Annotated in this window: 13 protein-coding genes; 11 read left to right on the top strand and 2 right to left on the bottom strand. The window is 69.4% G+C overall.

Annotation, left to right across the window (positions count from 1 at the left end):
- Positions 1-4: 4 nt before the first annotated feature.
- Complete coding sequence (locus BMW26_RS04475) at positions 5-1,354, top strand: PucR family transcriptional regulator (protein ID WP_198032384.1); 1,350 nt, start codon at positions 5-7, stop codon at positions 1,352-1,354.
- On the opposite strand, the gene BMW26_RS04470 is transcribed toward BMW26_RS04475, so the two are convergent.
- Together BMW26_RS04470 and BMW26_RS04465 are read right to left on the bottom strand one after the other, a co-directional pair.
- Positions 1,351-2,502 (bottom strand): CaiB/BaiF CoA transferase family protein, encoded by a 1,152-nt coding sequence (locus BMW26_RS04470; RefSeq protein ID WP_072590877.1) that lies wholly within the window; start codon positions 2,500-2,502, stop codon positions 1,351-1,353. The two genes, BMW26_RS04475 and BMW26_RS04470, sit on opposite strands and share 4 nt — an antisense overlap.
- Positions 2,499-3,518: a LacI family DNA-binding transcriptional regulator gene (locus BMW26_RS04465; RefSeq protein ID WP_072590876.1), complete on the bottom strand. Its 1,020-nt coding sequence runs from the start codon at positions 3,516-3,518 to the stop codon at positions 2,499-2,501. Before BMW26_RS04465 ends, BMW26_RS04470 begins: the two co-directional genes overlap by 4 nt.
- A 141-nt stretch (positions 3,519-3,659) precedes the next feature.
- Here BMW26_RS04465 and BMW26_RS04460 point away from each other — a divergent pair, with 141 nt between their 5' ends.
- From BMW26_RS04460 to BMW26_RS04415, 10 genes are read left to right on the top strand one after another with little or no spacing between them, the layout of a single operon-like run.
- Positions 3,660-5,687: a primary-amine oxidase gene (locus BMW26_RS04460; protein ID WP_083569282.1), complete on the top strand. Its 2,028-nt coding sequence runs from the start codon at positions 3,660-3,662 to the stop codon at positions 5,685-5,687.
- Between the two features lie 37 nt (positions 5,688-5,724).
- On the top strand, positions 5,725-7,335 hold the full coding sequence (locus tag BMW26_RS04455; protein WP_072590875.1) for an ABC transporter substrate-binding protein: 1,611 nt from the start codon (positions 5,725-5,727) through the stop codon (positions 7,333-7,335).
- 1 nt (position 7,336) lies between these two features.
- Positions 7,337-8,302, top strand: a complete 966-nt coding sequence (locus tag BMW26_RS04450; RefSeq protein WP_072590874.1) for an ABC transporter permease — start codon at positions 7,337-7,339, stop codon at positions 8,300-8,302.
- Positions 8,299-9,183 (top strand): ABC transporter permease, encoded by an 885-nt coding sequence (locus BMW26_RS04445; protein ID WP_083569281.1) that lies wholly within the window; start codon positions 8,299-8,301, stop codon positions 9,181-9,183. Before BMW26_RS04450 ends, BMW26_RS04445 begins: the two co-directional genes overlap by 4 nt.
- Positions 9,180-10,175, top strand: a complete 996-nt coding sequence (locus tag BMW26_RS04440; protein WP_072590873.1) for an ABC transporter ATP-binding protein — start codon at positions 9,180-9,182, stop codon at positions 10,173-10,175. The genes BMW26_RS04445 and BMW26_RS04440 overlap by 4 nt, the downstream gene beginning before the upstream one ends.
- Positions 10,172-10,945: an ATP-binding cassette domain-containing protein gene (locus BMW26_RS04435; protein ID WP_072590872.1), complete on the top strand. Its 774-nt coding sequence runs from the start codon at positions 10,172-10,174 to the stop codon at positions 10,943-10,945. Before BMW26_RS04440 ends, BMW26_RS04435 begins: the two co-directional genes overlap by 4 nt.
- Complete coding sequence (locus tag BMW26_RS04430) at positions 10,942-11,961, top strand: P1 family peptidase (protein WP_232224527.1); 1,020 nt, start codon at positions 10,942-10,944, stop codon at positions 11,959-11,961. The genes BMW26_RS04435 and BMW26_RS04430 overlap by 4 nt, the downstream gene beginning before the upstream one ends.
- Positions 11,931-12,608 carry an FMN-binding negative transcriptional regulator gene (locus BMW26_RS04425; protein ID WP_083569280.1) on the top strand — a complete coding sequence of 226 codons (678 nt, stop codon included), beginning with the start codon at positions 11,931-11,933 and terminating at the stop codon, positions 12,606-12,608. Before BMW26_RS04430 ends, BMW26_RS04425 begins: the two co-directional genes overlap by 31 nt.
- Complete coding sequence (locus BMW26_RS04420) at positions 12,605-13,705, top strand: C45 family autoproteolytic acyltransferase/hydolase (protein WP_072590871.1); 1,101 nt, start codon at positions 12,605-12,607, stop codon at positions 13,703-13,705. The genes BMW26_RS04425 and BMW26_RS04420 overlap by 4 nt, the downstream gene beginning before the upstream one ends.
- Positions 13,702-14,241 (top strand): hypothetical protein, encoded by a 540-nt coding sequence (locus BMW26_RS04415; RefSeq protein ID WP_072590870.1) that lies wholly within the window; start codon positions 13,702-13,704, stop codon positions 14,239-14,241. Before BMW26_RS04420 ends, BMW26_RS04415 begins: the two co-directional genes overlap by 4 nt.
- Positions 14,242-14,262: the final 21 nt, after the last annotated feature.

Below are 14,262 nucleotides of genomic sequence, written 5' to 3'. Positions count from 1 at the left end.
CGGCATGGTCTCGCTGGGTGAACTCGCTCTCGCATCGGGCGCCTCTTTGCGCCCGCTCGCACCGTTCGACGCCGCACGCAGCATCACCGGGGTGCATGTCTCGGAGCTCGACGACCCCGGCCGCTATCTCGACGGCGGCGAACTGCTGCTCACCACCGGCATCCCGTTGCACTCCCACTCGGCCGAGGCCTACGTCGACAGACTCGCCGAACAGGGCATCGGCGCGATCGGGATCGGTCTCGGCGAGGGGTGGGAGCACGCGCCGAGCGCGCTGGTGGAGCGCTGCCGCGCGACCGGCATACCGATCTTCGAAGTGCCGGACGGCCTCCCGTTCCTCGACGTCTCCCGAGCGTTCTGGTCGCTCGCGGGCCGCGGCGGCCAGGAGGAGGCGATGCGCACCGCGCATGCCCACACCCGTCTCGTGCAGGCCGCGGCCGGGCCTGATCCGATCACCGCGGTCGTGCGGGTGATGGCGCAGGCCATCGGGGGATGGGTCGCGTGGCTGCCGATCGGCCCTGGCGGCTCGACGGACATCCTGCACCCCCCGTCGCTCGAGGGGATGCTGCCCTCCGTGCGCACAGACGTGGAGAGGTCGCTGCTGCGCTCCGGCGTCGAGGCGGCCTCGTTCGTATCGCACGGTTCGACGGTCGTCGCCCATGCGGTGACAGACGGCGAACGCACCCGCGGTGCGCTCGCGCTCGGCGCGGGCAGACCTTTCGGCAGCTCGGATCGCCAACTCGCCCTCACCGCCACCGCATTGCTGCGGCTGCTGAGCGCGCGCGAGCGCGGGGGCCCGACGCCCGAGGAATGGATCGCCGAACTCGCGATTCGCGGCGAACCCGCGGCGGCCCGCGCCCTCGCCGGCGCCTCCGGCATCGAGATGCCGATGCTCTTCCGCGTCCTGGCCGGGGTCGGTGCGACCGTCGACGGAGGATTCGGCGCCGGGGCCCCGCATGCGGGCGTGCACCTCACCCTGCTCTCCGCCGAGGCAGACGCGACGCCCGATTCCGGAGTCCTCAGCGGACCGGTCGGCCTGGAAGACGTCGCTGCCGCGACAGCCCGGGTCATCGCCCTCCACCGCGCCGATCCCGGCGCGGGAGCCCGCACCGATCCGGATTCGCGGTCACGCCGCTGGGCTGATCTGCTGGCGCACGCCGAGCCGGAACTGCGGCGCACGGTCATCGCGTACCTGCGCAACCGTCATCAGGCCGAGCGGACGGCACGGGAACTCGGCGTGCACCGGAACACCATCCGGCCGAGGATCACGACCGCCGAGAAGATGCTCGACGCTTCGCTCGATGACCCGGATGTCGCGGCAGAACTGTGGCTCGCACTCCGCGATCGTGGGCTCTAGCGATCGGCATCCAACCAGGCCCGCACGGACTCGTCATGCTCGCCGAGCCGTGGGGGTGCGGACGCCGTCACCGGGATCGCCGGGGACCAGGTGAGCGGCGAGCGGATCTGCCTCGACCGACGCCCGTCGCCACCGACGGCATCCCACACGGGCTCGAGGCCGAGCTCCTCGGCGAGCGCGATCCCGTCGCCGATCGAGTTGACGACACCGGCGGCCACGCCGATGCGATTCAGCCTCGCGGCCCACGCCGCCGCCGTGTCCGCAGCCAGCGCTGACTCGAGCGCGACGACGAGTTCCTCGCGATGCGCGACGCGGTCGGGGTTCGTGAGGAACCGCGGGTCGGCGGCGAGCTGCGCGCATCCGAGTTCCACGGTCATCCGGGCGAACTGTGCGTCGTTGCCGCAGGCGACAGCGATCGGCGCATCGGCGCACCGCAGCGATTCGTAGGGAGCGATCGACGGATGCCGGTTGCCCAGCCTTCCGGGCTCGGTACCCGCTCCCAGGTGCGCCGACATCTGATTGACTAACGCCGCCTGCAGGCTCGACAGCAGGTTGACGTCGATCCTCGAGCCGCGCCCCGTCAGCTCCCGCCTGCGGAGGGCCGCGAGGATGCCGATCACCGCGTCCTTGCCGGTCAGCACGTCGACCAGGGCGACACCGGCCTTCATGGCATCGCCGCCGGTCTCGCCGGTGATGTGCATGAGGCCGCCGACCGCCTGGGCGACGAAGTCGTATCCGGGGAGCGCAGCGCCGTCCCCCAACCCGAAGCCGCTGACCGAGACGTAGACGAGACCGGGATGCTCGGCGGCGAGAGAGTCCCAGTCGAACCCGAGTTTCGCGAAGAGCCCCGGTCGGAAGTTCTCGATGACCACATCGCTTCTCGCGATCAGTTCGCGAGCGCGCGCCGCATCGTCCGGATCGGTGAGGTCGAGAGCCACGGACTCCTTGCCGCGGTTGGCGGATTCGAAATACGTCGTGATCCCTGACTCGGCATAGGGCGGACCCCACGCCCTCGTGTCGTCGCCCGTGCCGGGCCTCTCGACCTTGACGACCCGCGCCCCGAGATCGGCGAGGGTCATGGTCGCCAGCGGCCCCGCGAGCACGCGGGAGAAGTCCGCGACAACGATCCCGTCGAGCGGCGCGCTCACCGGCGCACCCGCAGCGCCTGCGAGGTGGACTCCCGTGCGACGACCGTGATCGGGAACTCCACATCGGTGCCGGATGCCACCCGACCGTCGAGCAGGTCGATGAGGAGCTCGGCGCAGGCGACTCCCGAGTCGCGGGGGCGCAGATCGATCGAGGTGATCGACGGAGTCAGGAAGGGCAGCGACGGATGGTCGACGCACGAGACGACCGTGATGTCCTCGCCGACCGTGCGACCCAGGCGCCCGAGCACGGCGACGACCTCGATCGCACTCGAGTCCGGGCCGCAGATGATCACGTCGGTGTCGGGATTCGTCTGCAGCAGCCGTTCGGTCGACTCGCGCACCGCGTGCCATGGCGCCTCGAACGAGATCGGCGCGATGACCGGATCGAGGCCGCGCGCCGCGCATCCTCTCCGATAGCCCGAGACGAGCTGGCGCGACCAGTCCGTCGCATCCGGGGCGACCAGCAACGCGGGATGCTGCGCCTCAGTGACGTCGATCTCGTCGAGGAGCCGGAGCATCGCCGCCTCGTGCGATGACCAGATGACGCCGTCGGGAACCCCCTCGATGTCGTCGGGCAGGTGCTCCTGCGTGACGATCGGGATGCCGGAGGCCATGAGCGACGGGAGTCCGGGATCCCCCGAGACGGGGTCGCCGATGATCAACCCGTCCGCCCGGATGGGCCGGGAACGGCCGGAAGACGCCGACGGGCTCACAATGGTCACGTCGATGTCGTGGGCCGCCGCGCTCGTGACGATTCCGAAGGTGAACGCCATGTAGTACGACGACCGGGACACGACCTCGGGGAGCACGATCCCGATCGTGCCGATCGCACCTCCGCGGAGGTGTCGCGCCGCCGTGTTGACCGAATACCCGAGCTCGGCTGCCGCCGCCAGCACGGCCTCCCGGGTGGCCGAAGACACGCGACCGCCGCCGCTGAGCGCGTCGGACGCCGTGGTCTTTCCGACCCCCGCGCGCCGAGCGACATCGATCAATCTGGCGCGTCGTGGCTCTTGCATGCGGCCGAGTCTAGCCACACGGAGCAAGCCGTAATCCACTCGAAACACATCGGGTCTTGCGCCGTAACACGCTTTTCGCATACTTTTGCCGGAACGTTCCGGCACGCAGACGTTCCGGCACCGACTTCCGATGGAGACTCCATGAACTGCAGTTGTTCCTCGTCCGACCACGTCCAGCGCTCGCGCCGCCTCGGCGATGAGTCCGGTGCGCCGTACGCGACGCTCTCGGCGGACGAGCTGCAGCGCGCCGCCGAGATCCTCCGCGCTGAAGGCGCACTCGGCGACGAGCACCGCATCGCCTACATCGGACTCGACGAGCCCGACCGCACCGAGGTCGTCGCCGGCCGATCCGTCCCCCGCCGCGCTCGCGTGCAGCTCCTCGACGTCGACAGCGGACGCGCTCGGGCGCTCTCGGTGGATCTCGGCTCCGGCACGCTCGTGAAGGACGTCGACATCGACCCCGAGATCGACGGCCAGGTGCCGCTGCTCCAGGAGGAGCACGTGATCATCCGCGAGCTCATCGGCGCCGACGCGCGCTGGGCCACCGCGCTCTCGGCTCGAGGAATCGACGACCCGAGCACCGTGGCGCTCGCCGGCCTGTCGGCGGGCCGCTACCCGATCGAAGGCGAGAGCGGACGCCGACTGGCGCGCGTGCTCGGGCACCACCAGCCGACCCCGCAGACCATGCCCTGGGCGCACCCGATCGACGGCCTCGTCGCGTACGTCGATCTCGCGAGCCGAACGGTCGTCGACGTCATCGACACGGGGGTGATGCCGATCCCTCAGGAGACCGCCGACTACCACGTGCCAGGCACCTTCGGCCCCGAGCGCACGACGCAGAAGCCGATCGTCATCACGCAGCCGGAGGGACCGAGCTTCTCGTTCGACGGCGACGTGATCTCGTGGGAGAAGTGGTCGCTGCGCATCGGCTACGACATGCGGGAGGGTCTCATCCTGCACGGCATCGGCTTCGAGGACGACGGACGTGTGCGTCCGATCGTGCACCGCGCCTCGATCGCCGAGATGCTCGTCCCTTACGGCGACCCGGGGCCGGTGCGCTTCTGGCAGAACTACTTCGACACCGGCGAATACCAGCTCGGACGACTGGTGAACTCGCTCGAACTCGGCTGCGACTGCGTCGGCGACATCACCTATCTCGACGTACCGATCGCCGATGCGCGAGGGAACGTCAAGGTTCTGCCCAACGCCATCTGCATCCACGAGGAGGATGCCGGTGTGCTCTGGAAGCACACCGAGCAGTTCACCGGCTCGAGCGATGTGCGACGACAGCGCCGCCTGGTCATCTCGTTCTTCGTCACCGTCGGCAACTACGACTACGGCTTCTACTGGTACCTCTACCTCGACGGCAAGATCGAGTTCGAGGCCAAGGCCACCGGCCTCGTCTTCACCGCCGCCTACGACGAGCGCACCAGCCGGTTCGCGAGCGAACTGGCACCGGGCCTTGCCGCCCCTTACCACCAGCATCTGTTCTGCGCCCGCCTCGACATGGCGGTCGACGACGGCCCGGCCGTGATCGACGAGATCGATGTCGGAGCCCTGCCGATCGACGACCACAACGTGCACGGCAGCGCGATCGGCTTCACGACCACCCGGCTGCGGAGCGAGCAGGAGGGACGCCGTCGCGCCAACGCGACGGTCGATCGCACCTGGCGCGTGAGCAGCGCGACCGCGAAGAATCGTCTCGGCCGACCGACCTCCTATGTGCTGGCCCCTGAGGGCAAGCCCGTGCTGCTGGCGCAGCCCGAATCGGTGATCGCGTCGCGTGCAAGGTTCGCGATGTCCGATCTGTGGGTCACCGCCTACGACCCCGACGAGCGCTACCCCGCCGGCGACGTCGTCAATCAGAGCGCGCCCGAGCAGGGACTCCCCGCCTTCGTCGCCGACGACGCCTCGCTCGACGGCGCCGACCTCGTGCTCTGGCATACGTTCGGTCTCACCCATTTCCCCCGCACCGAGGACTGGCCGATCATGCCCGTCGACACGTGCGGGTTCACCCTCAGACCCCACGACTTCTTCGACCGGAACCCGACCCTCGACGTCCCGGCCTCCCCCACCGCATGCGCCTGCGCTCACGAGGACACAGGCACTGCGCACTCCGAGCACCACCTGCATCACCTCTCTGTCCGCCCGTCGTCGCACCACGGCTGATCAGCCGTCGTCCGGCATCCCGAAGGGAAACACCGACATGCACACAGCAGCTCGCGCGGGGGTGGCGATGTCCGCCATCGCCGTCCTCGCACTCACCGGATGCGCAGCCGGCGCCTCACCAGACACCGAACCGACACAGGAAGAGGCGGCACCCGGCTTCCTCGCCCTCGCCGACGACGCATTCGACGACGGTGGCGACCTCGTCGTCCAGGTCGACTACGACACCGCAGAGGCCGGCGGTCTCGACCCGCAGGGTGCGGCGACCGCGCGCTCGTGGATGCTGGAGGGACTGTCGTACGAGACCCTCACCACGATCGACGAGAATCTCGACGTCGCGCCGTCTCTCGCCACCTCGTGGAAGACGCCGAGCGACACCGAGTACGTCTTCACGCTCGCCGATGACGCGGTGTTCTCGAACGGCCGTGCCATGACGGCTGCCGATGTCGCCGGCAGCCTGCAGCGTCTCATCGACACCCCGACCACCTGGACGGGTCAGCTCGGCCCGATCGCCTCGATCGAGGAGACCGGCGATCTCGAGGTCACGGTCACCCTGTCTGAGCCCTACGCACCGTTCCTCGCCGCGCTGGCGAACACCCCCGCCGCCGTCCTGCCCATGGCCGAGATCGAGGCAGGCGAGATCGACATCACGACCGAGATGGTCGGCACAGGCCCCCTCGTCGCGACCGCGCACCGACAGGATGAGGAGTGGACGTTCAAGCCGAACGAGCACCACCCCGACGCCGCCTCGCTGGGCTTCTCGACGCTGACGATCGACATCGTCGGCGATGAGGCCACCAGGGCCGCAGCCCTCCGCGACGGATCGGCCGACTTCGCCGTGCTCAACTCCATCGACTCGGCGGAGCTCCTGGCGAACGCGCAGGAGGTCAGCGTCGTCGGACAGAAGAACACCGACTTCCACTACCTGATGATCAACTCCCTCACGGGCGATGAGGCGCTGCAGGATGAGGACGTGCGCTTCGCCATCAACAGCGCGATCGATCGTGATGCGATCAACGAACTCGCATTCGGCGGCTCGACCGCGGCCACCGGGGTCACCCCCGCCGGTCTTCCCGACTCGTGCCTCGCTGCGGACCTCCCCTCGGCCGCACACGACGTCGCCGCGGCGAAAGCGGTGATCGACGAGGTCGGAGGCCTCGAGCTCGACCTCGTCGTGTACACCGATGAGCCGGTACTCGCCCAGATCGCTCAGGTCATGCAGCAGAACCTCGCCGAGATCGGCGTGACGGTCGAGATCCAGCAGGTCGATTACGCCACCTACTCCGATCAGGTGTACGGCAGCCCCGCGACATTCGACCTCGCTTTGAGCTGGTTCGCCGGCTACGCGGATCCTGCGATGGTCACGACCTGGTGGAACCCCGAGGTCGCCGGCTTCTCGGCCGTCTTCATGAAGGGCTCCGACGAACTCGACGGGCTGATCGCCGACGGATACTCGACCGAGCCGGGGGCCGACCGGGCCGCCGTGTTCGAGAACCTCTGCGCCGTCGCCGACGAGCAGAGCGAGATGGTGCCGCTGGTACTGCGTCCGTCCACGATTGGATGGAACACCGAGTCGCTGTCGCCGACGCTCAGCAGCGACGAGGGCTACGGCAACTTCCTGCGCTACATCACCCAGTTCCGCGCCAGCTGACATGGCCGTCGCTCTGTGGTCGCTCCGGCGCATCGGCGCCGCACTGGTGACGCTCGTCGTCGTCTCGGTGCTGATCTTCGCGTCCGTCCGTCTCATGCCGGGCGACTACATCGACCTCGTCCTGGGTCCGCTCGCCACCGAGGCGCAGCGGGCCCAGGCGGTGGCCGAGTCCGGGCTCGACGACCCGGTCGTCGCGCAGTACTTCCACTGGCTGTCCGGCGTTCTCACCGGTGACCTCGGCTACTCGTTCGTCTCGAACGTGTCGGTCACCGACGAGTTCGCCGCACGCCTTCCCGTCACGGCGACGATCGCGCTGCTGACGATCATCGTCACCCTGCTCGTCGGCATCCCGCTCGGCTTCTCCGCCGCCCTGCGATCGGAGGGTTCGGCCGGTGCCGTCGGCCGGATCGTCAGTGCGCTCGGCATCAGCATCCCCGAGTTCCTGCTCGCGGGCGTCGTGGTCTTCGCCGTCTCGACCCTCGGACTCGGGGTCTCGGTCGGCCGGTTCGCGCCGTTCGCCGTCGACCCTGCGCGCTTCTTCGGGGCGCTCGTGCTTCCGGTCACGGTCCTCGCCGTCGGCTGTGTCGCCGTCGTCGCGAGGAACACCAGGGATGCCGTCATGAACGTCCTCGTCGAACCGCACGTGCAGGCTGCCGTGGCACGAGGCGAGACCCCCTGGTTCATCATCCGTCACCACGTGCTCCGCAACGCGGCAGCCCCCATCCTGACGATCGTCGGCGCTCTGATCGCCGTCCTCCTCGGCGGCACAGTGATCGTCGAGTTCGTGTTCAACATCCCGGGCATGGGCTCGTACCTGCAGACGGCTCTCGGGCGGCGCGACTACGCGATCGTCCAGAGCGCGGTGCTGCTCGCCGCCATCGTGTTCATCGTCGCGAGCCTGCTCGTCGACCTCATCGCCAATGCGCTGGACCCCCGTCTGCGCCTGACCGGAGGGAGCCGCCGATGACCATCGCCCCCACAGCCACGCACCGCGTCCGCGCGGCGGGCGACGCGACGCGCGGCGCCTGGCGTCGCAGCGATGCCGTGCTGCGCACCGCGATCGTCGTGCTCGGTCTCGTCGTCGTGATCACCGTGATCGCCGTACTCACCGGCCTCGCCGGGTCGACGACCGCGACGGTCGGGGGCAGGCTCGAGAGCCCGTCGGCGCTCGCGCCGTTCGGCACCGACAACCTCGGACGCTCGCTCCTCCCCCGCCTCTTCCAGGGCACGGCGACCACCCTCGTCGTGTCGATCGTCGCCGTGATCTGCTCGGCGGTGGTCAGCACCGTGCTCGGAATGCTCGCCGGCTACTACGGCGGGGCCGTGAACGAGGCGGTGATGCGCGTCGCCGACGTGCTTTACGCGTTCCCCGCTCTCGTGCTCGCCATCCTCGTCTCCGCCCTCCTCGGGCCCGGCCGGCCGGCGGCGATCATCAGCATCGTCGTCATCACCATCCCTCTCATGACCCGCGTGGTGCGCATCGCGACCCGGGCCGTGGCCGAGCGGGACTTCATCGTGTCGGCGCGCATCAGCGGAGTCCGAATCCCGGTGATCTTCGTCCGTCGGCTGCTGCCGAACATCGCAGGGACCATCGCCGTGCAGGCGAGCTACGCGCTCTCCGTCGCGATCCTCGTCGAGGGAGGACTGAGCTTCCTCGGCTTCGGCGTGCAGGCTCCTGAGGCATCCCTCGGCCTTCTCATCCAACAGGGGATGCTGTACATGACCCAGGCCCCCCAGCTCGTGATCGTCCCCGGCGCCGTGCTGGTGGTCTCGATCCTGTGCATCAACATCATCGGCGACGGCCTCCGTGACCGATTCGAACCGCGAGAGACGAGGTCCCTCCGATGACCGCCGTACGCATCAGCGATCTGGCACTGGAGTTCACGGGCACCACCACTGTCAGGGCTCTCGACGGGGTCGACCTCGACGTCGCAGACGGCAGTTCGGTCGCGATCGTGGGTGAGTCGGGATCCGGCAAGTCGACGCTCGCCTCCGTGATCGGCCGCCTGCATCCGCGTTCGGCGCAGATCGTCAGCGGCCTGATCGAGGTCGACGGGATCGACGTGCTCGGTCTCGACGACGACGCGCTGCGCGGCTACCGACGCGACACCCTCGCCTATATCGCGCAGGATCCGATCGGCTCGCTCGATCCGACGATGCGCATCGGCGCCCAGCTGAAGCTCGTGCTCCGCGCGGTCGGCGACGACGGCTCTCCCCGCCGCCAGGTCGAGCTGCTGGAGGGCATGCAGATCGCCGATCCCGCGCGCGTCATCCGACTCTTCCCCCATCAGATCTCGGGCGGGATGGCCCAGCGTGTGGCCATCGCGATGGCCATGTGCCGCCGCCCCCGGCTGCTGATCGCCGATGAGCCGACCGCGGCGCTCGACAACCAGGTGCGCGAAGAGGTCATCCGGCTGCTGTTCGCTCAGGCGAAGGAGCAGGGCACGACCATCCTCTGGCTCAGTCACGATCTGCCGGCCGTCGCGCGCTGGTGCGACGAGGTCGCCGTCATGTACGCCGGCCGGGTCGTCGAACGCGGTCCGGCATCCGCGGTGCTCGGCACCCCGGTGCACCCGTATGCTCGAGCGCTCGCGGCGACGGATCCCTCGCGTGCGAAACGGGGAGAGCGGCTCTCGAGCATCCCGGGCTCCCCTCCGGTGCTGCATGGCGAGGCGGAGGGCTGCGCCTTCGCCGCACGCTGCGCTCATCGGATCGATGCGTGCGAGGTCGTCAGGCCCGAGCCCGTGTCGCCACGGCACAGCCTCTGCATCCGCACCGCGGATCTCGTGCTGGCCGATCGGCGAGCAGGACTCATCCCCGACGAGGAGGTGTCGGCATGAGCGCGTCCTCCGCGACTCCGACCGTCGAACTCGACGACGTCAGCGTCGTCTTCCCATCGGGCTTCGGCGCGGGTCGACGAGAGGTCAGAGCCATGTCGGGAGTCTCGTTCTCGGTGGCGCCGGGTGAGACGCTCGGCCTCGTCGGCGAGTCCGGCTCGGGCAAGACGACGACAGGGACAGTCGTGCTCGGATTGCAGCACCCCGACTCCGGGGCCGTGCGGTTCCAGGGAGCGCCGCTCGCCAGGAGCCTGCGATCCCGCGCCGGGCGGATGCAGGCGGTCCTGCAGCATCCGCGATGGGCGCTCGACCCGCGCTCGACCGTGCTGTCATCGGTGCTGGAGCCCGTGCTCGTGCACGAACGTCGCACGTCGGCGACCGAGGAGCGGGCCCTGGCGATGCTCGAGAGCGTCGGACTGCCGGCCTCGTTCGCCACTCGCCGTCCCCACCAGCTCTCGGGAGGACAGCTGCAGAGAGTGAGCGTCGCACGTGCGCTCGTGACCCACCCCGCCTTCATCGTCTTCGACGAGGCCGTCAGCGCGCTCGACGTCTCGGTGCAGGCGCAGATCCTCAACCTCATCCAGGACCTGCAGGCGGAACACGGCTTCGCCGCCCTGTTCATCTCGCACGACCTGGCGGCCGTCCGCTACATCTCCCATCATGTGGCGGTGATGCGCGCCGGCGAGATCGTCGAGCACGCCCCGACCGAGGTCTTCTACGACCTGCCCAGCCATCCCTATTCGCGTCAACTGTTCCAGGAGCTCTCATCGTGACCGACACCCACCGTCTCGCCCCCGTCCTTGCCGCAGGACCACGTCGATCCAACGGCGACTACGCCCTCTCCCCTGTGCACGGCACCGATCGTGGGCGGGTCGAGTACGACTTCCCCGGCGTGCTCCTCGGAACGGCCGAATACACCGAAGGTCCGACCGGAGCGACGGTGCTGTCGATCCCAGCCGGCGCTCGGACATTCACCGACCGGCGCGGCGGCGCCGTGGGCGCCAGCGGACTGTACGGATACAACCACGCCATCTGCCTCGCCGGAGGTTCGGTGTACGGCCTCTCCGCCGTGGCGGGCGTGTCTGAGGCGCTGTTCGAGCGCGCCGAGCACCGCTCCGGTTTCGACCAGCTGCAGCTCGTGTCGGGCGCCATCATCTACGACTACTCGGTGCGCGAGAACTCCGTCTTCCCCGACACCGCGCTCGGCAAGGCCGCCCTGCAGGCCGCACGTCAGGGCGTCGTCGAAGTGGGCCGCGTCGGCGGCGGCGCCTCGGCCTCATCCGGAAAGGTCGACCCCGCCCGAGTGGAGTTCACGGGCCAGGGAGTCGCATTCCGCCAGGTGGGTGATGTGAAGGTCCTCGTCGTGACGGTGCTCAACCCCTACGGAGTGATCCTCGATCGCTCGGGCAGGATCATCCGCGGCAACTACGACGCGAGCACCGGCGAGCGCCGCCACCCGGCGCTGGACTACGAAGAGGCGATCGGGGAGTCCCGACTGGTCGACTCGATGTCGGGCAACACGACGATCACCGCGGTCGTGACGAACGTGCAGCTCACCGACACCGAGCTCAAGCAGTTCGGCCTGCAGGTGCACAGCTCGATGCACCGCGGCATCCAGCCCTTCCACACCCCGCTCGACGGCGACACGCTCTTCGCGCTGACGACCGACGAGGTCGCGCTGCCCGAGAATCCCAGCTCGTCCCGGGGCCGGCTCTCGCTGAACTCCACCGCCGTCGCCACCCTCGCGGGCGAGACGGCGTGGGACGCGATCCTCTGCGCGGCGGGCTGACCGTGTACGAGTTCGAGAAGTACCTCGCCCCCTCACAGCACGAGGTCAACGAGCTGGTCCGCCGACACCCGTTCGCGCTCATCGTGACGAACGGCGGCGGCGCGGCCGGCGCACCCACGGTCACGCACACCCCGGTGATCATCGAGCGGATGGCACCGGACGGCGGCTTCGTCGGCGGAGAGCTGCTCGGCCATATCGCGCGGAAGAACCCGCAGTGGCAACAGATCACTGACGGCGACTCGGTGCTGCTGGTGTTCTCCGGCCCCCACGACTACGTGTCGCCGACGACCTATGCCGATGACCCCAACGTGCCGACGTGGGACTACGCGGCCGTGCACCTGACGGCCAGGGTGACCGTGCTCGAGGATGCGAACGACGGCATGCATGTCGTCACACGAACCGTCGAGGAGCTCGAGAACCTCGAGCAGACGGCGTGGGACATGCAGAGCTCGCTGCCCACGTTCGAGCGCATCGTCGGGGGGATCGTGTCGTTCCGGTTCGAGATCATCGAGCAGCGCGCGGTCTTCAAGGTCAGTCAGGACAAGCCCCTCGAGGTGCGCGAGCGCGTCGCCGCCGCATCCCGTGCCCGCGGCTGCCCCTATGGTGACGTCGCCGAACTCGTCGAGCGCATCGGAGGAGACCGGTGATCGTCCACGAGTGGTCTGCGGAGGCAGGCGAGCCGCAGGAGGAAGGACGCCGGTTCGGTGCCCACTGGTCGCCTCAGCTGGCCGCCGCCCGCGACTCGTACCTGAGACTCTTCGCGCAATCGGGTGTTCCCGCCGAGCGCGCCCGAGCGGTCGCCGACGAGTGCCGGGCGATGACCGAGACCCACGCCGCCGAGATCGCCGACGAGTTCGTCGGGATCGCCGAGGGCAGCGGCCTGTCGCTGACCGACGTGCATCTGCTGACCGCTCGCACCGAGATCCTGGCGCGCATGACGCCGTCGATGGAGTGCTCGACGGTCGTGTACGCGCCCGATGACGCGAGCGCACCCCGCACTCTGCAGACCTGGGACTGGCACGAGACGCTGTCGAACGAGACCGTGGTGCGGCGCCTGCGATCGGCATCGGGAACCGGTGTCGTGACCTTCTGCGAGTTCGGGCAGCCGGCGAAGATCGGCGTGAACGATCGAGGCCTCGGACTCCACTTCAACATCCTCCATCACCGATCCGACGGATCGCAGGCCGGGGTGCCCGTGCACGTTCTCGCCCGCATGATCCTCGACCGTGCGTCGACGGTCGCCGACGCGGTCGAGATCGCCCGGAGCGTCCCGCTCGCAGCGTCCAGCGTCCTGACCGTCGCGGCCTTCGACGGCCAGGCGGCCGAGGCCGCAGCCGTCGAGGTCTCCCCCGCGGGGGTCGCGGTGCTGCCTGTTCCCCGCGGACGCACCTTGGCCCACACGAATCACTTCCTCGACGAGACCCTCGCCGCCGGCGAGTACTCGCCGTACGAGACCACGAGCGTGCCTCGATACCGGTGTCTGACGGAGGCAGCGGACCTTGCTCGGATCGTGGATGATCGCGAGCGGGCCCTCGCGTTCGGAGCCATCCCCGACGCACCGATCTCGGTGCGCGCGCGGGCCGATCAGCCGGAACACCTCCGCTGGGAGACGAAGCTCACGGTCGCTCTCGACGTCGCGACGGGTGCTCTGTCCTTCGCCGCCGCGGCGCCGGCCGACGTCGTCGACGCCGAGTGGCGTCGTGTGGGCATCCTGAGCGACGTGCGTCCCGCGTCCATCCGATGAACGACCTCCTGCACCTCGCCGCCTTGGCACTGGCGACGATCGGTGCGGGGTCGTTGATCGGCATGCGGCATGGAGTCGGTGCTCCCGAGATCGCGGCGGCCGTACTCATGCTGGCGGGCATGGGCGATGCCATGACGGTCGCGCTGCTGCCTCCCGTCGTGTGGTTCGCCCTGATGCTCCCCGCCGCGATCGTTCTGGCGATCCGCTGCCGGGCGCCGGCTGTGCTCGGAGACCGGAGCGCGCGCGCAGGCGGCAAGATGTCGGCCCACCTGGCACTCGGACTCGTCTCGACCGCCGCGCTGATCCTGCTGATGGCGGCGATTCCCGGGACCGACGTCACCGACGCGGCCGTCTCTTCCACGCACCCGCACGGTGGGGGCGCAGGGATGCCGCAGGTGCTCGGCGTGACTCTCGGACTCGGAGCGATCCTGCTCTCGACGATCGCATTGCGCTCGGAGCGGTCCTGGCTCCACCGAGTGCATCACACCACGATGGCGGCATCGACGGTAGCGATGTCCGCCATCGTGGTGTTCTGAGCGCCGGCCGTCATCGACGGC

The organism is Microbacterium sp. 1.5R (genome assembly GCF_001889265.1).
Lineage (GTDB): Bacteria > Actinomycetota > Actinomycetes > Actinomycetales > Microbacteriaceae > Microbacterium.
Note: the sequence above shows the minus strand (reverse complement) of the source record. Positions and strands in the feature narration are given on the sequence as shown.